General features: G+C 72.0%; 19 protein-coding genes. 6 read left to right on the top strand and 13 right to left on the bottom strand.

Annotated elements, in window-relative coordinates; genetic code table 11:
* Positions 1-70: 70 nt before the first annotated feature.
* From fxsT to ACFWSK_RS11225, 8 genes are all read right to left on the bottom strand, one after another.
* A complete protein-coding gene (fxsT, locus tag ACFWSK_RS11260) occupies positions 71-3,070 on the bottom strand; it encodes an FxSxx-COOH system tetratricopeptide repeat protein (protein WP_383783621.1) in 3,000 nt (999 codons plus the stop codon).
* A gap of 91 nt (positions 3,071-3,161) precedes the next feature.
* Positions 3,162-4,547 carry an aKG-HExxH-type peptide beta-hydroxylase gene (locus ACFWSK_RS11255; RefSeq protein WP_383783620.1) on the bottom strand — a complete coding sequence of 462 codons (1,386 nt, stop codon included), beginning with the start codon at positions 4,545-4,547 and terminating at the stop codon, positions 3,162-3,164.
* A complete protein-coding gene (locus ACFWSK_RS11250) occupies positions 4,544-5,707 on the bottom strand; it encodes an FxsB family cyclophane-forming radical SAM/SPASM peptide maturase (protein ID WP_383783619.1) in 1,164 nt (387 codons plus the stop codon). The genes ACFWSK_RS11255 and ACFWSK_RS11250 overlap by 4 nt, the downstream gene beginning before the upstream one ends.
* Positions 5,708-5,936: 229 nt before the next feature.
* On the bottom strand, positions 5,937-6,149 hold the full coding sequence (gene fxsA / locus ACFWSK_RS11245; protein WP_383783618.1) for an FxSxx-COOH cyclophane-containing RiPP peptide: 213 nt from the start codon (positions 6,147-6,149) through the stop codon (positions 5,937-5,939).
* 112 nt (positions 6,150-6,261) lie between these two features.
* Positions 6,262-9,645 (bottom strand): SAV_2336 N-terminal domain-related protein, encoded by a 3,384-nt coding sequence (locus tag ACFWSK_RS11240; RefSeq protein WP_383783617.1) that lies wholly within the window; start codon positions 9,643-9,645, stop codon positions 6,262-6,264.
* Between the two features lie 7 nt (positions 9,646-9,652).
* Positions 9,653-10,678: an AAA family ATPase gene (locus tag ACFWSK_RS11235; RefSeq protein ID WP_383783616.1), complete on the bottom strand. Its 1,026-nt coding sequence runs from the start codon at positions 10,676-10,678 to the stop codon at positions 9,653-9,655.
* A gap of 103 nt (positions 10,679-10,781) precedes the next feature.
* Positions 10,782-12,821: a trypsin-like peptidase domain-containing protein gene (locus ACFWSK_RS11230; protein WP_383783615.1), complete on the bottom strand. Its 2,040-nt coding sequence runs from the start codon at positions 12,819-12,821 to the stop codon at positions 10,782-10,784.
* A gap of 56 nt (positions 12,822-12,877) precedes the next feature.
* On the bottom strand, positions 12,878-13,441 hold the full coding sequence (locus ACFWSK_RS11225) for a CU044_2847 family protein (RefSeq protein WP_383783614.1): 564 nt from the start codon (positions 13,439-13,441) through the stop codon (positions 12,878-12,880).
* A 171-nt stretch (positions 13,442-13,612) separates the two neighbouring features.
* Between ACFWSK_RS11225 and ACFWSK_RS11220 the strand changes: the two genes are divergently transcribed.
* On the top strand, positions 13,613-13,798 hold the full coding sequence (locus tag ACFWSK_RS11220; RefSeq protein ID WP_383783613.1) for a DUF6104 family protein: 186 nt from the start codon (positions 13,613-13,615) through the stop codon (positions 13,796-13,798).
* Positions 13,799-13,834: 36 nt separating this feature from the next.
* Here the strand turns inward: ACFWSK_RS11220 and ACFWSK_RS11215 are convergent, their stop codons facing one another.
* Positions 13,835-14,665: a hypothetical protein gene (locus ACFWSK_RS11215; protein WP_383783612.1), complete on the bottom strand. Its 831-nt coding sequence runs from the start codon at positions 14,663-14,665 to the stop codon at positions 13,835-13,837.
* Positions 14,666-14,821: 156 nt separating this feature from the next.
* Between ACFWSK_RS11215 and ACFWSK_RS11210 the strand changes: the two genes are divergently transcribed.
* Positions 14,822-15,679 carry a DUF4097 domain-containing protein gene (locus ACFWSK_RS11210; protein ID WP_383783611.1) on the top strand — a complete coding sequence of 286 codons (858 nt, stop codon included), beginning with the start codon at positions 14,822-14,824 and terminating at the stop codon, positions 15,677-15,679.
* Position 15,680: 1 nt separating this feature from the next.
* The gene (locus ACFWSK_RS11205) at positions 15,681-16,700 is read left to right on the top strand and encodes a helix-turn-helix transcriptional regulator (RefSeq protein WP_383783610.1); all 1,020 of its coding nucleotides are present in this window, start codon (positions 15,681-15,683) and stop codon (positions 16,698-16,700) included.
* 90 nt (positions 16,701-16,790) lie between these two features.
* On the opposite strand, the gene ACFWSK_RS11200 is transcribed toward ACFWSK_RS11205, so the two are convergent.
* The 4 genes from ACFWSK_RS11200 to ACFWSK_RS11185 form a co-directional block, all read right to left on the bottom strand.
* Positions 16,791-17,366 (bottom strand): Clp protease N-terminal domain-containing protein, encoded by a 576-nt coding sequence (locus ACFWSK_RS11200; RefSeq protein ID WP_383783609.1) that lies wholly within the window; start codon positions 17,364-17,366, stop codon positions 16,791-16,793.
* Positions 17,366-17,575 (bottom strand): helix-turn-helix domain-containing protein, encoded by a 210-nt coding sequence (locus ACFWSK_RS11195; protein ID WP_382727473.1) that lies wholly within the window; start codon positions 17,573-17,575, stop codon positions 17,366-17,368. The genes ACFWSK_RS11200 and ACFWSK_RS11195 overlap by 1 nt, the downstream gene beginning before the upstream one ends.
* A gap of 68 nt (positions 17,576-17,643) precedes the next feature.
* The gene (locus ACFWSK_RS11190) at positions 17,644-18,609 is read right to left on the bottom strand and encodes a zinc-binding dehydrogenase (RefSeq protein WP_383783608.1); all 966 of its coding nucleotides are present in this window, start codon (positions 18,607-18,609) and stop codon (positions 17,644-17,646) included.
* Positions 18,610-18,853: 244 nt separating this feature from the next.
* Positions 18,854-20,113, bottom strand: coding sequence for an NADP-dependent malic enzyme (locus ACFWSK_RS11185; protein ID WP_383783607.1), 1,260 nt, complete (start codon positions 20,111-20,113; stop codon positions 18,854-18,856).
* Positions 20,114-20,636: 523 nt separating this feature from the next.
* On the opposite strand from ACFWSK_RS11185, the gene ACFWSK_RS11180 reads away from it, so the two are divergent.
* From ACFWSK_RS11180 to ACFWSK_RS11170, 3 genes are read left to right on the top strand one after another with little or no spacing between them, the layout of a single operon-like run.
* Positions 20,637-21,593: an ABC transporter substrate-binding protein gene (locus ACFWSK_RS11180; protein ID WP_383783606.1), complete on the top strand. Its 957-nt coding sequence runs from the start codon at positions 20,637-20,639 to the stop codon at positions 21,591-21,593.
* Between the two features lie 28 nt (positions 21,594-21,621).
* Entirely contained in the window at positions 21,622-22,572 is a 951-nt protein-coding gene (locus ACFWSK_RS11175) for an amino acid ABC transporter permease (RefSeq protein WP_383783605.1), read from the top strand.
* Positions 22,569-23,330, top strand: a complete 762-nt coding sequence (locus tag ACFWSK_RS11170; RefSeq protein ID WP_383783604.1) for an amino acid ABC transporter ATP-binding protein — start codon at positions 22,569-22,571, stop codon at positions 23,328-23,330. The genes ACFWSK_RS11175 and ACFWSK_RS11170 overlap by 4 nt, the downstream gene beginning before the upstream one ends.
* The last annotated feature ends 143 nt before the right edge of the window (positions 23,331-23,473 follow it).

Genomic DNA, 23,473 nt, shown 5'->3' with positions numbered 1-23,473 from the left:
CCGAAGGGCCCGGTCCCGCGAGTCGATCGCGGGGCCGGGCCCTTCGGCCTGCCGGGGTGCGGGGCGCCGGTCAGATCATCTGGGGCTCGAAGTCCCAGAACGGCCGGTTGCGCGAACGGGCCGACACGGTGTGCACGTGCTGCGCGCCGAGGGTCGAGCCCAGGTCTCCCAGGGCCTCGGCCTCGACCTTCTCCGCCCGCTGCCGGTCCCGCAGCCCGCGCAGGTCCGCCGCGTGCGCGACCCTGGCGGACAGGGTCAACGGGTGGGTCCTGCCGAGGACTTCGGTGGCCCGGGTGACCGTCAGCTCGGTGAGGGCGGCGGCCGATTCCGGGTCGCCCACCAGGTTGCGCAGCGCCGAGGCGTTGATCGCGCAGCCCAGGGTCCAGGGGTGGTTCTCGCCCACCGCCCGCGTCATGTCCACGAGCGCCTGCTCCATGAGCTGGTGGGCCTGGTCCCGCTCGCCGACGTTGCGCAGGACCAGCGCGTGGTTGGAACGGGTCCCCGCGACGTACGGGTGGCCCTCGCCGAGCATCATCAGATACCCGTTGACGACGTAGTCGCTTATGGTCCTGGCCTGGTCGATGTCGGCGTGCTCGCGGGCGAAGCAGCTCTGTCCCGCCGCGAACATCAGGGTCAGCGGACTCTGTTCGCCCAGGACCCGCTCGCCGCGTTCGAGGACCCGGGTGAACGCCGGGGCGGCCTTGCCTCGTTCGCCGGCACGGTAGCGGCAGAGGGCCAGGTTGAATTCGGCGAGCAGGGTCTGCGGGTTGTCCTCGCCCAGCGCGATCCGGTGCACGCGCGCGCTCTGTGCCTGGAGCGACTCGGCCTCGTTGTAGCGGCCGAGGAGCCGCAGATCGGTGGCGTAGCCGATCTCGGACTTGAGGATCCACCCGTGCCGCGCCTTCAGCAGCTGGCGGCGGGCCTCCAGGGTGCGCCGGTTGAGCTCCAGGGACTCCTCGTACCGTCCGAGCAGGCGCAGTGAGACGGCGAGGTTGTTCTGGGCGTTGACGGTACGGGCGTCCTGGTCGCCGAGCAGGTCGCGGTAGGACCCGAGGAGCCACCGGGAGAGCTCCAGTGCCTCGTCGTAGCGGCCGAGGCCGCGGAGGTCGGCGGCGAGGCCGTTGGCAGCCCGCAGGTGCTCCAGGTCCTCCGCGCCGCGTTCGGTGCGCAGGTGGTCGACGACGGCCCGCTCCATGGCCTCGGTCTCGGCGTAATCGCCCACGGCCCGCAGCAGGTTGGCGTAGTTGTAGCTGAGGTCCCACACCCGGGGGTGGGTCTCGCCGAGCAGTTCCCGCCAGGAGGTCATGGCTCGTTCGCCGAGCTTGATGCCCGCCCGGTACTCCCCGGAGAAGTACATGTAGCGCAGACAGTTCAGGACGAGGCTCTGTACGGCGGGGTCCGTGCTCTCAAGGACCTCGGCCCACTTCAGGTGGGGGGCGATCTCGGCGTACGCGGGCCAGTACACGGCGTCGATGGGGCGCCCGGGGTCGGCGGCCGCCAGGGCCTTGCGGACGACGTCGATGAATTCCTGGCGGTCCCGTTCGGGCATGTCGGTGCCGACGATCTTGTGGACCATGCGGTGCAGGTAGATCGACTCACCGGTGGACGCGGCCTCTTCCACCGAGGACTCGTGGGACTCCAGCCGGACGACGGAGTACTGCCGCAGCTGACCGATCGCCCGGTTCCACAGCAGCGGATCGTTCATCAGGCCGGACAGCTGCTCGGGCAGATCACCCGGCGGCATCTCCTTCAGGAGCCGTACCGGGATGGACCCGGGTGCGAAGAAGCTGCACAGCCGCAGCAGGTCCACGGACTCGGGGACGGTCTCCCTGAGCTTGTTCAGCAGTATCGACCAGGCGGTCTGGAAGGCCAGCGGGAAGTCCGCGGACACCTTGACGACGTCCTGGTCGATGCCGCCTTCGAGGAGTTCGATGTACTCCGCGACCGACATGTCGGAGTCGTTGAGCCAGCCGGCCGTCTGGTCGAGGAGCAGCGGGAGGTCCTCCAGCGCGTTCGCCAGCTGATCGGCCTCGGTGTGGGTCAGGCGCGGGGCCCGGCGGCGGATGAAGGAGACCGATTCGTCGCGGTCGTAGACCGGAACCTCCACCAGGTGGCTGTTGTGCTCGCGCCATTCCGGGTTGCGGGAGGTGATCAGCACATGCCCCGGGCCGGTCGGTACGAGGTCCCAGATCTGGTCGGGATCGTCGGCGCCGTCCAGGATCAGCAGCCAGTGGGAGTGCGGCTGGCCCCGCCGCAGCGCGTCTCGGACGGCGCGCAGCCGCTCCCCGTACTCGGCGCCGGTGACCAGGCCCAGTTCCGGGGCGAGTTCGGCGAGGCGCTGGCGGTAGAGGGCGCGGCGGTCGGCGGGCACCCACCAGACCACGTCGTAGTCGGAGCCGAAGCGGTAGACGTACTCCGCGGCCAGCTGCGTCTTGCCCACGCCGGACATGCCGTGCAGCGTGACCACGCCCGCCCCCGGACCCGCGCCCTGAAGGGCGTGGTACGCCTCGCTGAGCAGGGTTTCGCGGCCGGTGAACCGGGTGTTGCGGCGGGGTACCCGGTTGCTCCACACCTCGGGGGTGTCGGCAGGGAAGCGCGGTCCTGGCCGTCCCCCTTCCATGACGGGCAGCGGCTCGGCCGGCAGTCCGAGGTGGGCGAGCATGCGCCGCTCCGCCTCGTCCTCACCGACGTTGGTCAGATCGGCCGCACCGAAGACCGAGGTGGCGCCGGGCAGCGCGGAGGTGGTCACGGAGACGGCACCGAAGCGCTCGGCGTCCGGGGCAACCACGGTGCGCAGAGCCCGGTTCCACTCGTCGTGACTGCGGGGTCCCAGCTGGAAGTACCAGTCGCTGAGGACGACGAGGATGCGGCCGGGGGCGAGCATCACGTTCCGCAGTTCGTCCTCGAGCGTGGCCCCCGCCTGGGGGTCCCACCGCTGATAGACGACCCGTACACCACGTCGTTCGAGACGGTCACCGATCCAGGCCGCCCAGGCCCGGTTGAACCCGGCGAAACTAATGGTGACGGATTGCGTCCCCGTTGCTCCAACTTGCTTACGCGCTACGGGCATTCAACCGTCTCCCTGCATCGTTATAAGCCTGAACAACATACACCGACGACCGGACGGGTCCACATGTTCCCGCAGTGACGGCAGCGCCTGTTCACAGTCGTTTCGAGTCTTTCCTCTGCTGCCATATCACCCGGGCCGTACGGACATACGCCCTCGCCCGCGCCTGATGCCCCGTTGGGGGCGGGAATTCCGCCAGACGGTGGTAGAGAGAGATCAACTCGTTGACGATCACGCGCCCCTCGGGTGTCAGGGCCCCGGACCCGGCCAGGACGGGCAGTACGGCACCCACCTGTTCGCGTCGGCGGGCGTGTTCGGACCAGGCCAGGTCCCGCTGGTCGGCGCGGTCCGCGCCCAGTGCGCACCGCTGCCAGTAGTCGGCGAGTGCGGCGTGCGACACGGCGCCCTGGAGGAGCCCGTCGAAGGGGCGCGGATCGGGCCGCCAGGGCGCGAAGTACCGGGCGTCGGGACCCTCGTGGTGCAGGGGCGTCATCGCGCTCAGTGCGGCGATCTTGGTGTGCTGGAGCTCGTGCACGAGGGTGGAGGCGAAGTGGGCGGGGGTGGCGGGCGGGCTGCTGAGTACGGCGCCGAACGCGTCGCGCCGGGTACCACTGCAGTGCGCCGCGCTCCCGCCGGCCCGGCCGGAACCGGGCGGCGGGGCGAGGGGCACCAGGCAGCGCAGCAGGACCGCTGCCTCGGTCAGCCGCTGGTGGCCACCGGTCCGCAGCTGGGCCGCCACACCCTCCCAGGCTTGCGCCCAGCTCCTGCGGCCCGGGCCGCCGACGCGGACCGCGGCGCTCAGGCCGTGCGGTTCGGGGCTGCCGCCGGCCGTCCGGTACGGATCGAGGTCGTCCATCGGGACGGGCGCGGCGCCGGGCAGCAGGGGCGGCAGGGTGCGCGTGGACCGCCAGCGCGGGTCCCCGGGGCGCGCCGTGCCGGAATCGAGCCTGACCACGATCTCTGCCGCTCCCGCCTGACGTAACGTCAATTCGCCCTTTCCGGAACTGATGTGGACCACCCCGGGCCGGACGTCCAGCGCCCCGACGGTGGGGAGGGAGAGCACCGGCCCTCGCGTGGTGAGCCGTGCGGTGAAGGACAGCCGCGCACGGATCGCGGCGGCCACCGCGAGTGCGCCCAAGTGGTCCAGGTCGGTGCGGAGTTCGGGCCCCGGCGCGGCTCCGGTGAGGCCGTGCAGGCAGCGCAGGGCCCAGGGGCCGACGAGCGGGTAGAGCAGGACGGAGCGGGCGGCGGCCCGGTCGGCGTGGTCGGCGGCCTCCAGGAGCGCCCAGTCGGCGGCGACCCGGTGGCGCAGCTCCGGCGGACAGACCGTGCCCGGTGCCTGGGCCGCCGCGTCGAGCAGGGCGCGCAGGAGGACGAACCGGCGGGTGTCCTGGTCGCGTACGAGCAGGCCGAGGGTGTCCGCGTCGCCTTCCGTACGGCCCAGGGCGCGCAGCGCTCCTTCGGGCAGCGCGGGACTCATGGGGGGGCTCCCGCGGCGGCGTGGGCCAGGTGTCCGGCGATGTGGCGGATCAGCCGGTCGAGGTCGGCGCAGTAGACGGAGGGGTTGGTGAAGCCGTGCCCCGCGCGGTAGCGGTGGGCGTAGTGGCCGCCCCCGCAGACCGTGAGCAGCGGGCAGCCGCGGCAGACCGGCGCGAGCGCACCGGCGCCCGCCTGGCGGGCGGCGACGCCGGGGTGGCGCAGGGCCTCGTCGAAGGTGTGCCGGAAGATGTCGAGCCCGGTGGCGGCCGCCGTGTCGTAGGCGGACTTGAGCGAGTCGACCTGCTCGATGGCTCCGTCGGTCTCCACCACGACGGCGTTGACCGGGTCGAGGCCCAGGGCCTCCGTGGCGGCGGGCAGCCCCAGCAGCAGGGCCAGACACTCCTCGAAGAGCCTGACCCGGGTTTCGCGGCGTCCGGCGGGCCACCAGCGGTCGAAGACGGCGCACAGCCAGTCGCCGTACGGGGTGGGCCGGCCGGAACCGACGGGCCGGGCCGGGGGTTCGGCGCCGGCGGGCAGGCCGGGCGGCGGTGTGGTCCAGTTGCCGTGCGGCAGCAGCAGGTCCAGGGCCGGGGGCCGCAGGGCGAGCAGCGACTCGTACATCCCGACCGGGTCGGTGCGCGGGTCGACCACGGTGAGGATGCCCGCGTACGCCTCCGGATGCCGCTCGGCGAGCAGCCGGGCGCCGCGTGAGGCGGCGGGCCAGGAGGGGCGCCCCGCGTGGTCCAGGCGCTGGGTGTTGTGGGCGGCCAGACCGCCGTCGAGGCTGATGCCGACGCGTATGCCGTGCCGGGCGAGGGTGGCGGCGCGCGCTTCGGTGAGCAGTGTGGCGTTGGTCTGCACGGTGGTGCGGACGGTGCAGGGGACCCGTGCGCGTACCCGCGCGGCGAAGGCGGCGAGCCGGTCCGCGCCGGCGAGCAGTGGTTCGCCGCCGTGCAGGACGAGGGCGACCTCCCGGAGCCCGTGGGTCGCGGCGTGTTCGCCGATGCGGGTGGCCGCCCGGTCCAGGACGGCGGGCGACGCGGCGGAGGGACGGTCGCGCCAGGTGCTGTCCGGGCCCTCGTAGAGGTAGCAGTACCGGCAGGCCAGATTGCAGCGTCCGTGCACCTTGACGATGAACTGTCCGAAAGGGACGGGGGTCACGGGGCCGCCGCACGGCGCCGCGCCAGAGGTAGCCTTCCGGGACACTGCGGCACCCCCATGCTGTCCGGGTCCGCGCGCGGCCCCTCTTCCGCCCCCGCCGCCGGTCCGAAGCGAGTATCCCTGGCCTGATGGCGGCGCAAACCCGGCTGCGCGAGCGCGTCCTGTTCCCGGGGACTCTCCGGCCGAAACCGACCGGGTAGCCCCCATGGGGCAGATGCCGCCGCCCCGTTCAGAAGGCGCTGTCGAAGCCCCACAGCGTGTCCCGGGGCTGCTCGGCCCGGTCCCGCAGGTCCGCGACCACCGCGGAGAGTACGGGATGGTCGAGTGTCCGCAGGGCCGCCAGATCGAGCCCGAGCAGATCGGGCAGCGCGTCCGGTGCGCTGTCCGTCCCGGCGTGCGCCGTCACGTTTGGTGCGGTGTTCTCACGTATCAACTGGTCCATCACGACTCCCCGTTGCTGTCTGACCCATTCCGCGGCCGTGCGCCCGCCCCTGGGCGCACACCCCTGACGTACTCACCGTCGAACGCAGCTCAGAGCCCTCGCCGTCGAACGCTCACTGCCCCAGTGCGAGCAGCCGTCCCTCGGTCGACTCGCCCGACGCGCCGCCGCCGTCCGGCAGCTTGCGCCACTCCTGGCGGGCGGCCCTGTACGCGTCGCGCGCGGCCCTGGGACGTCCCGCCTCCTCATAGGTCATACCCCGCCAGTGGTTGGCTGTAGCACCCAATTCCACCGCCTGTGCGCGTTCTTGCGGACCCTCCAGCTCCGCTTCCGCGGTCCTGGCGGACTCGGCCGCGTCTCGGAACGCCTCCGCCGCCTCGTCGAGCCGGGCCGGACGCTGGAGCACGCGATGGGCGTCGAGATGGGAACGGCCCAGCTCCAGCCAGCACCGGGCCGCCATCAGCGGATCGCGTGCCTCCCGCGCGGCCAGGCCGAACAGGTGCTCCGCCTCCCGCAGATCCACCCGGTCCTCCGTGGCACGGTGGCGCAGCATCACCGCGCGTCCGAGGGCCAGCAGCCGGTCCGCCTGGCGCGGGCTGCCCGCCGCCGTCTCCGTACGGCAGTCGCGCAGCACCCGCACCGCCGAGCCGATGTAGGCGCGCCCGTCGGGCAGTTGGGCCCGGCGCAGCAGGGCGTTCCCCCATTCCGCGAGGAGGTCGGCGTGATCCTGCGAGTCACGGGGAACACCGCGTGCCGCCCGGGTGAACCAGTCGGCGGCCGTGACGAGTTCGGCCGGGTCGCCGCTCTGCTCGTACCGTGCCACATGGACACGGCCTGCCCTGGCCTGGAGCAGGGCGCGCATCCGCTGCTCCCGTACCGTCTCCAGGGCCTGTTCGATCAGGGTGGCGGCCTCGTCCGGCGCGTCCCCGCAGCTCAGCAGCGCGTCCACGAGGTCCAGCAGGATCCGCACCTGGGTGCCGGTCGTGTGCTGGGCGCCGCTGGGGGCGAACGCCTTGCGCAGGGAACGGGCGGCCTGGCGGGCGTACACCCGGGACTGTTCGGTGTCGGTGGTCGCGCCGGTCAGCCGCAGCAGGACGCGGCCGTGGGTCAGTACGAGACTCGTGGGGCGGTTCTCCTGGTCGGGCCAGACATCGGCGAACGCCTCCAGCATGCCGACGGCCGCCTGGAGCAGGGCCGTGTCGCCGCCGAGCCGCCACTGCGCCTCCAGGGCCCGTACCCGTTCCAGAGTGAGCCGCAGGGCCTCCGCGGGGTCCAGACCGGGCGCCGCGCAGGCCACGGTGTACTCGCGGTCCGCGCGCCGCAGCAGATCGAGGGCGCCGCGCCGGTCCCCGCGCCGCCGCCGGTCGTCGGCAGCGGCGTGCAGCACCTTGGCCAGGACGGCTCGTTCCCGTACGGCCCCGGGGTGGGCGGCGGCACGCTCGGCGGCGTCCTCGGACTCCCGGAGCAGCTCGCTGCCGCCCTGCACCTCCCAGAGCCGCAGCAGACAGCGCGCGTACTCGGCCCACAGCTCCGGGTCGGAGACCGACACCTGGTCACGGTAGGTGGCGCCGCGCAGCAGCTGTACGGCGTCGATCAGATACTGCACCATGCTGTCGGACTCGAACTGCCGCAGCAGTGCGCGGGCCCGGACCACCGCCGTGGCGGTCGTCGGGTCGGGGTCGTGGCGCCCGCGTCGCCGCTCGCCGTAGTACGCGAACTGCTCGGGCAGCGGCATGAACCGCTCCAGGACGCGGGCGGCGACCTCCGCGAAGGGGTGCGGGGCCCGGGAGCCGCCGTTCTCGCCGTCCCCGTCCGCGTCGGTGTCCGCGTCCGGCTCGCCGCCGGTGAGGCGGCCCGTACGGTACGCGGAGCCGGTCCGTGCGTCGCCCAGTTGCGCCAGGGCCAGCGCCGGGAAGTTCGGGCCCGCCTTCCCGAACCGCTGCTCGATGTACTCCGAGCAGTGTTTGAGTACGAGCAGGGCCTCGTCCCGTCCGAGCGGCCCGAGCAGCGCCTCCTGGACGCCGGGCGTGAACTCGTACCACTGCCCGCCCTCCGCGGTGTCGTCCCTGCTGCGCGTCAGCAGCCCGCTGAGCAGCACCTCGGCCAGTTCGGAGGGGCCGGAGTCCGGCAGCATGGTCCGCTGCACCAGTTGCATCACCGGCAGATGGAGCGGGGCGGCGGCGAGGTAGACGGCCAGTTGTCCGGCGGCCGGGGAGGCCGCCGAGCGGAAGCGGCTGACCAGCTGGAGCGAGGACGGGCGGCTGCCGGTGCGCGCCGGCGCGGCCGCGGGCTGGTCGGCGCGGACCCAGCCGACGGCTCCGGAGATACGTCCCCCTCCGGTGCCGGCGAGCAGCCCGGCCCAGGCGGCCAGGGCGCCTGCCACCGGTGGCAGCACGGGGACGGCCAGGGCGCCGTCCTGCGCCTTGGGGAGGGCTCCGGCATCCCCGGCGACCTTGATCATGGCTCCGGCGCTGCCCTCGCCCCGGGACAGGACTCCGTAGGTGACGGGCAGTCCGGTGCGGTTCCACATGCGCTGCGGCAGCGGTTGCAGGACGGCGGTCGGGGCCTGGCGGGCGAGGTGGTGCAGCAGCCGGTGGGCCTGTCCGCTGTGCCAGACCGGACCGGCGCAGTCACTGACCAGGACGGTGACCCGGCGACCCGTGGGGTCGCTGAGCCGCTCCGCGGAATTCAGGGGTGCCGCGCCCGGGTCGAGGCTGCGGCTCACGGCGGGCGCACCGTCGGGCCCCTGGTGCAGATAGCGCACCTGGACGTCCCGGAAGGCACCCAACTGGCTGAATATCTGCTGGAACTCGGTGAACATCCGGTCCCAGACCCGCATGGAGGAAGAGGCGTCCATGACGAACTGGAGGAGGGCGTCCGCGCGGGCCACTCCGCGGAACACCGGAATGATCAGTCCTCCGGCGCGTGCGCTGAGTTCCGCGGTCCCCACCTCGTCCAGAGTGGTGCGCAGGGGCCGCGCGGCGGGCCGGTAGCGCTGCAACGGGCGTAATGAGCGCTGGAGTTCGAGCAGGCCGGGCAGGGCGGGAGCCGCCGGCACGCCCAGCGGGAGCGCGGAAGCACCGGCTCCACGGCCTGCCCGGGGCGCGGCACCGCCCGAGTGGCCGCGGTCGGCGGCGGGCGGTCCGTGCGGGACCGGGTACAGAGCGATGCGGCGGTCGGCTCCGGTGGGCTCCGGCTGCTCCGGAGCCCCGTCCCCGGGGGACGAGCCGGACGCACGCGCACGGTCGGCGGCGCTCACGTCGGGTCCGGTGGCCGCCGCCCCGCCCGGCAGGGCGGAGTGCGCGTCCGGTCCTCCGGCGCCGTCCGGTGACGCACCGGGGACCTGGGTCCAGCGGGCCAGCCAGAGGGCGTCGCAGAGCTGCTCGGCGTCGGGGTCGAGCCCGCCTTCGCGAAGGCGGGCGACGAGCGCGGTCAGCAGGTGCCCGTCGGAACGCTCCGGACCCCCGTCCGGTCCGTGCCGTGACGTGACGTCGGGCATCAGTGCATCACCTCGGCCGGTCGAGTCGCTGGATGAGCAGGTCGGCGAGGCGGTCGCGGCCGGCCGGGGCAGCGGCGTCGGTGAGATAGATCGCGTTCAACAGCTGGTCGGTGGCGAGGAGTTCACCGCGTGAACGCTCCAGGAAGTGCGTGATGAGGTCGTCACCCGAGCGGGCCGCCTCGTCGCCGAGGTGAGCGCGCACGAACGTGGCCAGCCGCTGGTGGTCGGGGCGGCCGAGCTCCAGGTGGATGCAGCGCCTCATGAGGGGGGCGGGGAAGTCGCGTTCGCCGTTGCTCGTGAGGACGATGAAGGGGAAGGCCGAGCACTGAACCCGACCGCCCTTGATGGCGACCTTGTTGCCGTCGTTGTCGAGGACCGTCGCCTCGCCGTCGGGCAGCCGGTCGGCGATCCGCTCCAGCTCCGGAATGGCGAACTCGCCCTCCTCCAGCACGTTGAGGAGGTCGTTCGGCAGGTCGATGTCGCTCTTGTCCAGCTCGTCGATGAGCAGCACCCGCGGCCGGTCGGACGGCAGCAGTGCCGTGCCGAGCGGCCCGAGCCGGATGTAGCTGCCGATGCTGTCCGTCGGGTCTGCTCCGGCCACCGGGGCGGTCCCGCCGTGTGCGGCGATCTGGACGTCCTGGAGCCTGGCGATGGCGTCGTAGTGGTACAGCCCGTCGAGCAGTGTGGACCGGCTGACGATGGGCCAGCGCAGGACGCGGCCGAGGCCCAGTTCATGGGCGACCGAGTGGGCCAGGGTGCTCTTTCCGGCGCCGGGGCTCCCGGTGACCAGGAGCGGCCGTCGGAGATAGAGCGCGGCATTGATCATTTCGAGTTCCTCGGCGCCCGGCCTGTGCAGCTCGGCCATGTGCCGGTGACTGCCCAGCCGCCGGTCCGCGGACCCGTCCGGCCCGCCGTCCGCGGGGCTGCCGCGACCCGCGAAGTCCCGCCAGGGTGGCGGCGCGGGCAGCCGCCCTATGCCCTCGTGCGGTTCGCCGGCCCCTCGGTAGATGAGCCACTCACTGGGTTCACTCATTGCGTTCCTCGTCGTCGCTCGTCCACCGGAGGGGCCGTTGCCGGGCGTGCTTCACGGTAGCGAGCCGATGCACGCTCCGTAAGGGGCGGGCCGGAGCCTGCGGTCATGGCGCCTCCAGGAGCTGTTCGGTTCCGGGCAGGGGCTGGTGCGGATCGTCGTAATAGAGCGTCACGCCGTCCGACCAGAACGTCTCGATGCGGCCCGCATGAACACCCTTCCTCAACTCATGCACTTTGTAAGGCAGTTGCTCGTTCAGGCGGGTCTGCGCCACCGTGTCGGCGGCACGCCGGTGGAACTCCGTGCAGAGCGGGCCGCCGTCACCCCCGCGCCGTCGCCACAGCGCCACCCCGAAGCCGCTGCTCAGCAGCCGGTCGAGCCCCACCGCGGCGTCGGGCCGGGTGTCCGTTCCGGAGTGGCACAACAGAGGGACCGTGCCGTACGCCAGGGTGCGCAGCGCGTCGGCCTCCGGAACACGCATCCTGATCCCGCCGTCGCAGTCGATCGCTTCGGCACGCATCACGGCCGCCCCCGTCCGGTTCCAGCGCGCCTTGCGTTCCTTCAGCCACTCCTCGCTCCCCGGCGGCCGGTCGGAGCGGCGGACAACGACGGGGCGTACGGCTCCGAGCGGCGGATCGCCGGGCGACAACCGCCAGTTGTCGACGTCCAGGCCGAGCAGCGACCGGCCCACCGCGACCTGGAGCACGGCCGGTCCTTCCGGTTCGTCGCACCGCCGGAACGCCTCGGCCAGCGGGGCGGCGATCCGCCCCGGCAGATCGGCCAGCGCGGTGCCCCGGACATCCTCCTCGACCGGCAGGAAGTCCCCCAGGGTGTCGCCGACGCTGATCCGCCAGTCGTAGCGGCCCTGCTCCCAGCCCCGCAGCTCCAGCGCCAGCAGCACGAAGAGCCGCTCCCTGCGCCGGGCCGGTTCGGCCGGAGGCGCGGCGGGCCTGCGGTGCCCGTCCGGGCGGTGGCGGGCCGCTCCCCACAACACGGCCAGTTCCTTGCGGAAGGTCCTGGAGAGGTGGTCGTCGGCCATCCTGCGGACCCACTCCCACAGCGACAGCGCCGCGCCCGCGGCGGACGGTGAGCCGTAGGGCCGGTCGGCGGCGATGACCGCCATGCAGTAGCGCAGGATCAGTTCGAGGGCGCCGTCGCCGTCGCGCACCTCGTACAGCGCGCCCAGTCCGTCACGCCAGCCGCGCGGGGCGGGCCGGTGGTCGCGCGAGTGGACGTCCGGAAGGCCGTCCAGGAGGTCGAGCAGGCTGCGGGTGCTGACCGGCGGCGGGAACGCGGCGAGCCGTCCGAGCAGATCGATGCGCTGCTTCGGGCTGAGGGCGCGCCCCGGCCTGACGGGAAGCTCGCTCTGGGTGTCTGCCCAGGTCCGCTCGGTGCTGGCGGGGCTGTTGTGCCGGTCGGCGTGGTAGCTGTCGTGGGCGTGGAAGACCACCTGGTACGCGTCGGCGGGCGGGTCCTCGGGTGCGCCTCCCGGTATGGGCATGGTGCGCAGCCGTTCGATACCGATGGCGGTGCCGCCCTGCTCGCCGTCGAGCCGTGACTTGAGGACGCCGACCACCTCCCCGCGGGCCAGGTCGACGACGGGGCCGCCGGACATGCCGCGCTCCAGCCAGTCCCCGCCCAGCCGGATCTGCTGCTCGGCGTCGGCAGGCCCTCCGAACATGCCCTTCACCGTGCAGTCACCGGTCACCGCCGCCAGCTGTCCGTCGCGCGGGCCCGTCCAGCCCACGTAGTGGACGGTGCCGCCCGGAAGCATGGCGGCCGGGCGCTCGGTGACGTACACACAGGCGTGGTCGACCGGCCGCAGCAGGCGGATGAGGGCCAGGTCGGGCGCGGCCCAGCCGGCGGGCGGGCGCGGCCCGTGGCCACCGGGTCCGCCGGGGACGGGCTCGGGCAGCGTCGCGACGACCGTCCCCGCGACGGAGGTCTCGGCGGCGCTGTCGCGGTCCGCTCTGAACACCACGTCCACTTCGCGCCCCTCCCCCTGCATCGCGACGTGCGCGCATGTGAGGACCCAGCTCGGGGCGATGAAGAAGCCGCTGCCCAGGAAGCCCCTGCCGGTTCCGTCAGGGGCATACCCGGGCTCCGGCCGATGGATGCGTACGGTCGCCGCCATCACGAGGTTCATCAGGGCAAGGGTGGTCCGGTCCCACCCGCCCTCTGCGCCCCCTCCGGCCGCCCCTGTCATGATCCGCCGCCGCCGGGCACGGGGTCGCCGCCCCGGTGCGCCGCTGCGCCGGTGGGCGCCCCGGCGGACGGTTCACCGGCGGGTGCGCCCGCGGGCTGTGCGGGTGCGGGCGGGTTCGGTGGGGCCGGTGGTACTGACGGGGGCGACGCGGGCGGCGGAGGCGCCTGCGCGGGCACCGGTGGAGTGATCGGCGGGTCGACGGGCGGTCCGCCGCCGTTCCAGGTGAGCGTGACCTTGATGCCGCCCTTGGCCTCGCCGTCGGCCAGCAGTCCGACGACCTTGCCGGCCTTGGCCGTGAGCTCGATGCCGAACTCCACGCTGACCTCGTCGGGCCGCACGGCCCGCAGGGGCTCGGCGAGCGACCTCGCGACGCTGGTCACGACCCCCGTCAGGCTCTCGACCCTGGCCTGCACCTGATCGGCCAGGTCCGCGTAGCCGATGTCCGTGTACGCCAGCCCGCCTGCGGGCCGCTCCAGTTCCTCGGCCCCGGAGATCCGCGCCCAGACCGGTGTTCCGTCCGGCATCTCAATGCGCGTAATACGGGCCCCACCGTCACCCATGACACCCCCCGTTCCCCAACTCCCCGCAGGTTAGCGGGAGTACGCGGCCGGTGCGAGGGGCGTGGTGGACGACGCCGGAGTGCCGGGCGACGGTTCCCGGCCATGTTCCGTCCGGGCACGCCATACCCTGGTGGGGACCATCACCGTTCTCACCCGGAGCGAGCGCAGCACATGTATTTCACCGATCGAGGCATCGAGGAGCTGGAGAAGCGGCGCGGCGAGGAGGAGGTCACTTTCGAGTGGCTCGCCGAGCAGCTGCGTACGTTCGTCGACCTCAACCCCGACTTCGAGGTCCCGGTCGAGCGCCTCGCCACGTACCTGGCCCGGCTGGACGACGAGGACGACGAGGACGCGTAGGACCGCACGGAACCGCGGCGGGCCCGCCGCAACCGCCTATGCCTCCGCTTCGTCCCGGAACCGGTCGTAGGCGAGCCCCAGCGCCCCCTGCGCCAGCAGGACCGCACCGGCCACGAGCCAGCCGCCGCTGCGCCGCCTGAGGCCCACAAGCAGGAGCGGGACACCCGCGACGAGCTGGGCGGCGGCGAGGGTTCGGGCCCTGGGGCCGCGCACCCACGGACCGAGGCTCCCGCTCTCGACCGCGTCCAGTTCGACGCGTACGGCATCGCGCCAGCCGGCCCACTCGATCCGTTCCGCTTCACGCTGGGTACCGGCGGCGGCGCGCAGCCGGTCGGCGGGTTCGCCGGGGCCGAGTCCGGGCGGGAGCGCCACTCCGGTGCGGGCGAGGACGGCGAGCAGTCCGCGCAGCCGGGCCTCGGCGTCCGCGTCGGGGTCCGGGCGGGTCAGCGCCTCCAGCGCCTGGACGTCCATGACGGGATCGAGGCCGAGCCGGGCCGCGAAGGTGCTCATGGCCTCGTCCTCGCCGACGGGGGTGCCGTCGGTGAGCCAGACGTAGCCGACGGGGCGGCGGAATCCGGACGCGAGCGTGTAGCCGGCCCGGTCGCCGTCCCACCACAGCGCGAGAACCGGCCAGGTGGAACCGACCGCGAGCGCGGCGGCCCAGCCGCCCGTCACCCGGTCGACGGGCTCTTCCCCGCCACCGGCCGTCCCGTCACCTCTCCAGGGCCCGCCCTCCGGCACGAGGACACTCCAGCCGTCCCCGGCGGGCGTGAGCACCATCGGCTCACGCAGGAGATGCGCGGGCGGCCGTACGGTCTCGGGGACGGCCCGGCACAGCAGCAGCGCTCCCACGGGTGTCGCGTTCATGTCTCACACGCTAGGGCAAATCGCCCGGGTTCGACTTGCTTGAGCGGTCGAATCCCCCCGCCCGACCGGCCTTGACTTCTCCAACCCGCGATATAGCGTGTTCCACAAGAGACGCGATATGTTGCGTCACTCCGCGCCCAACGGAAGGTCAGATCCATGCCGGTGTCGACGTGGACCATCGCCGAGCCTCGGAAGCTCACCTTCGACGACCCGGTGACGGCGCTGCGCGTGCGCGTCGTCAATGGCGCCGTCAACGTGGTCGGTACGGAGGAGCAGCACGCCCGCCTGGAGATCTCGGACGTCGAGGGCCCGCCGCTCGTCGTGACCCAGCAGGACGGCGTCCTCACTGTCGCCTATGAGGACCTGCCCTGGAAGGGGTTCCTCAAGTGGCTCGACCCGAAGAACCGCGGGCGCCGCGCGGTCGTCTCGCTCGCCGTACCGGCCGGCTCGTCCGTCGAGGTCGGTGTCGTCGGCGCCGGAGCGGTCGTCTCCGGCATCCGGGGGCGCACGGAGGTGCGTGGCATCACCGGCGACACCACGCTCGTCGGTCTCTCCGGCGAGGTCCACGGGGAAACGGTCTCCGGCAGCCTGGAGGCCCAGGCCGTCACCGGCGACCTCCGCTTCCACTCCGTGTCCGGCGATCTGACGGTCGTCGACGGCGCCGGGAGTTCCGTACGCGCCGAGTCGGTCAGCGGTGACATGGTGCTGGATCTCGACCCGTCAGGAAAGCCCACCGACATCCGGCTCGCCACGGTATCCGGCGAGATCGCCATCCGGCTGCCGCACCCCGCCGACGCGAAGGTCGAGGCGAACACCGCGAGCGGAGCCGTCTCCAACGCCTTCGAGGATCTGCGGGTCAGCGGCATGTGGGGCTCGAAGAAGATCACCGGAACGCTGGGCGCGGGCACGGGCACGCTGCGCGCGACGACCGTCTCCGGCGCGATCGCCCTGCTGCGCCGCCCACCGGCCGAGGACGGCCCGTACGACACCGAGCCGACCGGAAAGGTGCTCTGACATGGCCCCCGTATTCGCCCACGGCCGTCTGCGCCTCTACCTGCTCAAGCTCCTGGACGAGGCACCCCGCCACGGCTACGAGGTCATCCGGCTCCTGGAGGAACGCTTCCAGGGCCTGTACGCGCCCTCAGCGGGCACCGTCTATCCGCGCCTCGCCAAGCTGGAGGCCGAGGGCCTGGTCACCCATGCCACGGAGGGCGGCCGCAAGGTCTACTCGATCACCGACGCCGGGCGCGCCGAACTGGCGGGCCGCAGCGGCGAGCTGGCCGATCTGGAGCTGGAGATCCGCGAGTCGGTCGCCGAACTGGCGGCGGAGATCCGCGACGACGTGCGCGGGGCGGCGGGCAGACTCCGCAGCGACATGCGGGCGGCGGCCTCCGAGTCGCGTCACACCTCCGGCGCCAAGGACGCCCGGGAGCCCGGCTCGGCCGGCCTCGGCGACCTCGGCGACGGCGACCTCGGCGACCTCGGCAACAACGAGGCGTGGCGGCTGGCGAAGGAAGAGCTGCGCAAGGCCAGGCAGGAATGGAAGGAGCAGGCCCGCCGGGCCAAGGACGAGTCCCGGCGCGCCCGCGAGGACGCCCAGCAGGCCCGCCGCCAGGCCAAGGAGGCCCACGAGAAGGCGAGCGAGCAGATGCAGAACGCCGCACGCCAGGTCCAGGAGCACTTCGCACGGGGCGACTGGCCCACGGGCGTACGGGAAGGGCTGGCCGAGATCACCGGCCAGCTGGGGAACTTCGCCAGAACCGGCAACTGGCCCACCGCCACCAGGCCGGACACCGTCGGCCCGCAGGCCGACCCCGAGTGGGGCAAGGACACCACGGGCTCGGGCGACCCGGCCCGCGACCTGGACCGCCTGCTGGACCGCTTCCGCGACGAGATCCGCGACGCGGCCCGGGACCGGGGCGTCACGGAGGACCAGTTGACGGAAGCCCGCCGCCACCTCTCGACGGCCGCGACCCACATCGGCACCCTGCTGCGCAGGCCGGAAGCGGACGACGACACCGGCAAGAGGGACTGACGCCCCACCACCGGCCGGGCCCGGCCGGTGGTGGGGCGAGTGATCGGAGGGGGCGCGCGCACCCCCTCCGCCTCCGGTCACCGGGCCCACTCAGCCCGCCTTCGCGTGCCCCTCTCCCCCGGCCCCGTACAGCGCCCGTTCCACGGTCGCGTACGTCGCCCCGTGTTCCGCGAGTACCTCAGCGACCACTCCGGGACGGGCCGTGAGCGCCAGCAGGAGGTGCTCCTCACCGATGAAGCGGTCACCGCGGCCCAGTGCCACCCGGAGGGAGTTCTCCAGGATGCCCTTCGCGCCGCGCGTGAAGGGGCGGTGCGACGACCACCACCGCCGGCCCTTCCGGTCGTCACCGGCCAGCGCGCCCTCCCCGTGCGCCCCTTCGACCCGGGCCACGATCTCGCCGACATCGATCCCGATGCCCGCGAGCGCGTCCGTGTCCGCCCTGGTCAGGCCGCCGCGCCGACGGGCATCGGCGAGCGCCGCCTCCACCGAGGCGCGGCGGTCGGTGAGACCGAGCGCCGCGGCGGCGAACGACGCCCGGCTGCCCTCCTGGTCCAGCAGCGCGAGCAGGAGATGTTCCTCGGTGACCACATCGGCCCCGGACCGTTCGGCATGGGTGACGGCACCCGTCACCGTGGCGCGGGCACCTCGGGTGAATCGCTCGAACATCAAAGCCTCCCGTGCTTCTTGTGGACGGCCTGCCGGCTCACACCCAGCTCGGCCGCGATCTCCTGCCACGACCAGCCCTGCACGCGGGCACTTCTCACCTGTACGGCTTCGAGCTGCTCAAGCAGCCGCCGCAGCGCGGCGACAGCCCGCAGCCCGACACGCGGGTCACGGTCACCGGCACGCGCGGCAAGGTCCGTTGCTTCGGTCATGATGTCAACTTACGTTGACAATCGGGGAGTGTCAACCATCATTGACAGAAGCCGGCGCCGGGAAGGGGTCAGGAGGAGGTCAGCACGATCTTCCCGAACAGATCGCCGGCAGCGAGCCGTTCGAACCCTTCACGGGCCCGGTCGAGCGGCAGCACCTCGTCGATCACGGGCCGCACGCCGGTGGCGGCGCAGAACGACAACAGGCTCTCCAGCTCCTGCTTCGAGCCCATCGTGGTGCCGACGACCCTCAGCTCCAGGAAGAAGATCCGGGTCAGTTCGGCATGCGGGGGCCGGTCACCGCTGGTGGCGCCGGAGATGACCAGAGTCCCCCCGGGACGCAGGGACTTCACCGAGTGCGACCACGTCGCGGCGCCCACCGTCTCGATGACGGCGTCGACGCGCTGCGGGAGACGGGCACCCGACTCGAACGCCTCGACGGCCCCGAGTTCGACGGCCCGCTTGCGCTTGGCCTCGTCGCGGCTGGTGACGTAGACCCGCAGCCCGGCCGCCTTGCCGAGGACGATCGCCGCGGTGGCGACGCCACCGCCCGCACCCTGGACGAGCACGGTGTCACCGGGGCGCACTCCGGCGTTGGTGAAGAGCATCCGGTACGCCGTGAGCCAGGCGGTCGGCAGGCAGGCCGCTTCCTCGAAGGAGAGATCCTTGGGCTTCGCCAGTACGTTCCAGGACGGGACGGTGACCTGCTCGGCGAAGGTGCCCTGGTAGCGCTCGGTGAGGATGGAGCGCGGCTCGTCCGCGCCGACCCCGTGCCCCGTCTGGCCGATGACGGAGTGCAGGACGACCTCGTTGCCGTCCTGGTCGATCCCGGCGGCGTCGCAGCCGAGGATCATCGGCAGTTTGTCCTCGGCGAGGCCGACGCCGCGCAGGGACCAGAGGTCGTGGTGGTTGAGGGAAGCGGCTCTGACCTTGACGGTGGTCCAGCCGGGACGCGCCTCGGGCGCGGGGCGTTCACCCAGCTCAAGTCCGTTGAGGGGCTGGTCGCGGTCGATGCGTGCGGCGTAGGCGGCGAACATGGCCCTGACGATAGGACGGAGCGGCCGACGGCGTAACCGGTCAGGGGTGTGACACACGCCAAACTCGCGGGGACCCACTCAGCCCGGCCGGCCGCACCCGGCGCCTCCCCCACTCTCCGGCCCCGTTCGAGGAGCCGGAGTCCGGGGGCGGAAGCCCCCGGATACGGGAAGGGGCGGGGCGGGGAACAGGCACGCCGCGGGCGAACCGCCCCACGCACCCGGCCCCGCCCCGCCCCTTACGGCCTCAGCGTCGCGCCACACCCTCGGCCCGCGCAGCCGCGGCAACAGCCGCGGTCACCGCAGGCGCGACCCGCTCGTCGAACGGGGACGGAATCACGTAGTCCGCCGCGAGCTCGTCACCCACGACGTCCGCCAGCGCGTTCGCCGCGGCGATCTTCATGCCCTCGGTGATCCGGGAGGCCCGGACCTGGAGCGCGCCCGCGAAGATGCCGGGGAAGGCCAGCACGTTGTTGATCTGGTTGGGGTAGTCCGAACGCCCGGTCGCCACGACGGCCGCGTACTTGTGCGCGATGTCGGGGTGGACCTCGGGGGTCGGGTTGGCCATGGCGAAGACGAACGCACCGGGAGCCATCGAGGCGACGGCCGGCTCGGGCACCGTACCGCCGGAGACACCGATGAAGACGTCGGCGCCCGCCAGCGCCGTCTCCAGCGGGCCGGAGATGCCCGCCTTGTTGGTGATCTCGGCGAGCTCGCGCTTCACGTCCGTCAGGTCCTCGCGGTCCCGGCTGACGATGCCCTTGCGGTCGGCGACGGCGATGTCACCGATACCCGCCTCCAGCAGGAACTTGGCGATGGCCACTCCGGCCGCGCCCGCGCCGGAGATGACGCCGCGCAGATCGCCCAGGGTCCGGCCGGAGAGCTTCGCGGCGTTGCGCAGGGCAGCGAGCGTCACGACGGCGGTGCCGTGCTGGTCGTCATGGAAGACCGGGATGTCCAGGCGCTCCTGGAGCTTGCGCTCGATCTCGAAGCAGCGGGGCGCGGAGATGTCCTCCAGGTTGACCCCGCCGAAGGACGGCGCGAGCCGCACCACGGTCTCCACGATCTCGTCCGCGTCCGTCGTGGCGAGCGCGATCGGGACCGCGTCGACGCCGCCGAACTGCTTGAACAGGATCGCCTTGCCCTCCATCACGGGGAGGGACGCCTCCGGACCGATGTCCCCGAGACCGAGGACCGCGGTGCCGTCCGTCACGACCGCCACGACCTGTGACTTCCAGGTGTAGTCGTTGACGAGCTCGGGATTCTCGGCGATGGCAGTGCACACCTTGGCCACGCCCGGCGTGTAGGCGAGGGACAGGTCGTCCTTGTCCCGCAGGGGGACGGTGGCCTGGATGGCCATCTTGCCGCCGCGGTGCAGGGCGAACGCCGGATCGAAGGGCTCGTCCGGGGCGCCGGTCAGGCTGCCCGTACCGCTGATGTCGTTGTCCGCACTGGCCGCACCGTGCGTCTTGCTGTCGCTGCGAGGATTGACGATCTCCGCTGCCATGGTATTGACCCCTTAAGTCTTCATCGTTTGAGGGTGGCCACTCCTGGTTGAGGAGGGGTGGGCGGGGACCGCGTACGCGCCTGGCATCGAGCGGGTGGCCCGCTCCGCCAGGGGAGGTACATACGCGCGGGCGCGCCGCACACGCGCCCTGAGCCCCGGATGAGGGGTGTAAACGTCTTTCTTACCGGATGAACCGCACCTCGGACGAGTCGGTATCGACCCGGTGACATGACTCATAGTCGAATATCGGGACAAGTCCACTCAGCGGCATAAACGTCGTCCAGCAGTCGAGACACGCCGAAGATTCTCCGGCCGAAAGACGGAATTCCAACAGAAGGTCCGGCCTTGATGTACCGGCCCGTTGGGGTACGGGGGTGGCCCGTTATCCGATTTTGACATGCCGGGCACCCTGAATGGGCTAGTCCGAATGGCAAGATGCCTGAATCACACAGGGTGTCGATCCCCGATCGGACGTTCGCACCCCGCCTGGCAGCTCACCCTCACCACGCCGGAGGACCCCAACATGACCGCAAGCACCACTCGTCGCACGACCGCTAAGTCCCGGATTGCAGCGGTCGGCGCCATCGCGGTCGCCGGCACCATGCTGTTGACCGCGTGCGGCGACCAGACCGACAGCGGCACGAAGAGCTCGGAGACGTCCACGACGAAGGACGCCCCGCTCGCCGATCTCCTCCCCCAGGACATCAAGGACAAGGGTGTCGTCAAGGTCGGTTCGGACATTGCGTACCCGCCGGTTGAATTCAAGGACAATTCCGGCAAGGTCGTCGGCATCGACCCCGATCTCGGCGCCGCACTGGGCAAGCAGCTCGGTGTGACGTTCCAGTTCGAGAACGGCACCTTCGACACGCTGATCACGGGTCTGCGCTCGAAGCGTTACGACCTTGCGATGTCGGCCATGACGGACACCAAGGACCGCCAGACCGGCGTCGACTCGGAGACCGGCAAGAAGGTCGGCGAGGGCGTCGACTTCGTCGACTACTTCACCGCCGGCGTCTCGATCTACACCAAGAAGGGCGACACCAAGGGCATCACCACTTGGGCCGACCTCTGCGGCAAGAAGATCGCCGTCCAGCGCGGCACCGTCTCGCACGACCTCGCCAAGTCCGAGTCCGCGAAGTGCGCGGGCGGCAAGAAGATCGCCATCGAGGCGTTCGACACCGACCTGGAGGCCCAGACCCGCCTGCGCGGCGGCGGCGCCGACGCCGGCTCCTCCGACTTCCCGGTCGCCGCGTACGCGGTGAAGACCTCGGGCGGCGGCAAGGACTTCGAGATCGTCGGCGACCAGGTCGAGGCGGCCCCGTACGGCATCGCCGTCGCCAAGGGCAACGACGAGCTCACCAAGGCCGTTCAGGCGGCCCTCGACGCCATCATCAAGAACGGCGAGTACGAGAAGATCATCTCCAAGTGGGGCGTCGAGGCCGGCGCGGTCACCGAGGCCAAGATCAACGGCGGCTCCTGACCCGGACCGGCGCTGAAAGGCATCACCTGTGACTGACATCAAGAAGACGGGCCCGGCCGACCAGCCGCCCACTCCCCCCACCCCGGCAGGCGGACCGGAGGCCATCAAGGCCATTCCGGTCCGGCACTACGGCCGCTACCTCTCCGCGACGGTCGCGATCGTCGCGTTCGCGGCGATCGTCTACGCCTTCGCCCAGGGCAAGATCAACTGGGACGCGATCCCCGACTACTTCTTCGACGACCGCATCATCAAGGGCGTCGGGCAGACTCTGCTGCTGACCGCCCTGTCGATGGTGATCGGTGTGGTCGGCGGCATCCTGCTCGCCGTCATGCGCCTGTCGAAGAACCCGGTGACCTCGTCGATCGCCTGGTTCTACATCTGGTTCTTCCGCGGCACCCCGGTCCTGGTCCAGCTGTTCGTCTGGTTCAACCTCGGCCTGGTCTTCGAGTACATCAACCTCGGACCGGTCTACAAGGACGAGTGGTCGTCCTTCATGACGCCGCTGCTGACCGCGCTGCTCGGCCTGGGTCTCAACGAGGCCGCGTACATGGCCGAGATCTGCCGTGCGGGTCTGCTCTCGGTCGACGAGGGGCAGACGGAGGCGTCGCAGGCGCTGGGCATGAGCCACAGCAAGACGCTGCGCCGCATCGTGGTCCCGCAGGCGATGCGCGTGATCGTGCCGCCGACGGGCAACGAAGTCATCAACATGCTCAAGACGACCTCGCTGGTCGCCGCCGTGCAGTTCAACGAACTGTTCCGGTACGCCCAGGACATCGGGCAGACGTCCGGCGCACCGGTCGAGATGTACTTCCTGGCCGCGGCCTGGTACCTGGTCATGACCTCGGTGCTCAGCGTCGGCCAGTACTACCTGGAGCGGTACTACGCACGGGGTTCGAGCCGGACCCTGCCGCCGACCCCGCTGCAGAAGATCCGGGCCAACGTCCTGTCCGTGGGCCGCCCGAAGGGAGGCATGGCATGACCGCCATGGTGAAGGCCGAGGGCGTACACAAGTCCTTCGGCGCCGCGCACATCCTCAAGGGCATCGACCTGGAGGTGGCCCAGGGCGAGGTGTTCTGCCTCATCGGCCCCTCGGGCTCGGGCAAGTCGACCTTCCTCCGGTGCATCAACCACCTGGAGCAGGTCAGCGCCGGCCGGCTGTACGTCGACGGCGAGCTCGTCGGCTACCGCCAGAAGGGCGACAAGCTCTACGAGCTCAAGGACAGCGAAGTCGCTCTCAAGCGCCGTGACATCGGCATGGTCTTCCAGCGCTTCAACCTGTTCCCCCACATGACGGCGATGGAAAACGTCATGGAGGCACCGGTCCAGGTCAAGGGCGAGTCGAGGTCGGTCGCCCGCGAGCGCGCGATCGGCCTGCTGGACCGGGTCGGTCTCTCGGACAAGGCGAAGAACTACCCGTCGCAGCTCTCCGGCGGACAGCAGCAGCGGGTGGCCATCGCCCGCGCGCTGGCCATGGAGCCCAAGCTGATGCTCTTCGACGAGCCGACGTCCGCGCTCGACCCGGAGCTGGTCGGTGACGTCCTGGACGTCATGCGCGGTCTGGCCGAGGAGGGGATGACGATGATCGTCGTCACTCACGAGATGGGCTTCGCCCGTGAGGTCGGCGATGCGCTGGTCTTCATGGACGACGGCGTGGTGGTCGAGTCCGGCCACCCGCGCGACGTACTGACGAACCCGCAGCACGACCGGACGAAGTCGTTCCTGTCCAAGGTGCTCTAGCGCGTACGGGAAGGGGGGGGGGACGCCGCGTGAGCGCAGCACCCCCCGGCCAATCCCCCCCCCCCCCAAGACCTCTTAATAATAGGTGCCCACTTCGGACCCCCCACCCGGCCCCAGGGAAAGCCGGGCCCCGTATGGAGCCC

This window comes from Streptomyces sp. NPDC058620 (genome assembly GCF_042717135.1).
Lineage (GTDB): Bacteria > Actinomycetota > Actinomycetes > Streptomycetales > Streptomycetaceae > Streptomyces.
The sequence above is the reverse complement of the archived record's forward strand: the minus strand, read 5'-3'. Positions and strand labels throughout refer to the sequence as shown.

What these genes read in the sequence shown, in the direction of transcription:
- ACFWSK_RS11240 (WP_383783617.1), bottom strand. Translation starts at nt 9,645, where the DNA reads ATGCCCGACGTCACGTCACGGCACGGACCGGACGGGGGTCCGGAGCGT.
- ACFWSK_RS11225 (WP_383783614.1), bottom strand. Translation starts at nt 13,441, where the DNA reads ATGGGTGACGGTGGGGCCCGTATTACGCGCATTGAGATGCCGGACGGA.
- ACFWSK_RS11180 (WP_383783606.1), top strand. Translation starts at nt 20,637, where the DNA reads ATGACCGCAAGCACCACTCGTCGCACGACCGCTAAGTCCCGGATTGCA.
- ACFWSK_RS11220 (WP_383783613.1), top strand. Translation starts at nt 13,613, where the DNA reads ATGTATTTCACCGATCGAGGCATCGAGGAGCTGGAGAAGCGGCGCGGC.
- ACFWSK_RS11210 (WP_383783611.1), top strand. Translation starts at nt 14,822, where the DNA reads ATGCCGGTGTCGACGTGGACCATCGCCGAGCCTCGGAAGCTCACCTTC.
- ACFWSK_RS11215 (WP_383783612.1), bottom strand. Translation starts at nt 14,665, where the DNA reads ATGAACGCGACACCCGTGGGAGCGCTGCTGCTGTGCCGGGCCGTCCCC.
- ACFWSK_RS11170 (WP_383783604.1), top strand. Translation starts at nt 22,569, where the DNA reads ATGACCGCCATGGTGAAGGCCGAGGGCGTACACAAGTCCTTCGGCGCC.
- ACFWSK_RS11200 (WP_383783609.1), bottom strand. Translation starts at nt 17,366, where the DNA reads ATGTTCGAGCGATTCACCCGAGGTGCCCGCGCCACGGTGACGGGTGCC.
- ACFWSK_RS11255 (WP_383783620.1), bottom strand. Translation starts at nt 4,547, where the DNA reads ATGAGTCCCGCGCTGCCCGAAGGAGCGCTGCGCGCCCTGGGCCGTACG.
- ACFWSK_RS11230 (WP_383783615.1), bottom strand. Translation starts at nt 12,821, where the DNA reads ATGAACCTCGTGATGGCGGCGACCGTACGCATCCATCGGCCGGAGCCC.
- ACFWSK_RS11190 (WP_383783608.1), bottom strand. Translation starts at nt 18,609, where the DNA reads ATGTTCGCCGCCTACGCCGCACGCATCGACCGCGACCAGCCCCTCAAC.
- ACFWSK_RS11205 (WP_383783610.1), top strand. Translation starts at nt 15,681, where the DNA reads ATGGCCCCCGTATTCGCCCACGGCCGTCTGCGCCTCTACCTGCTCAAG.
- ACFWSK_RS11195 (WP_382727473.1), bottom strand. Translation starts at nt 17,575, where the DNA reads ATGACCGAAGCAACGGACCTTGCCGCGCGTGCCGGTGACCGTGACCCG.
- fxsA (WP_383783618.1), bottom strand. Translation starts at nt 6,149, where the DNA reads ATGGACCAGTTGATACGTGAGAACACCGCACCAAACGTGACGGCGCAC.
- ACFWSK_RS11235 (WP_383783616.1), bottom strand. Translation starts at nt 10,678, where the DNA reads ATGAGTGAACCCAGTGAGTGGCTCATCTACCGAGGGGCCGGCGAACCG.
- ACFWSK_RS11185 (WP_383783607.1), bottom strand. Translation starts at nt 20,113, where the DNA reads ATGGCAGCGGAGATCGTCAATCCTCGCAGCGACAGCAAGACGCACGGT.
- fxsT (WP_383783621.1), bottom strand. Translation starts at nt 3,070, where the DNA reads ATGCCCGTAGCGCGTAAGCAAGTTGGAGCAACGGGGACGCAATCCGTC.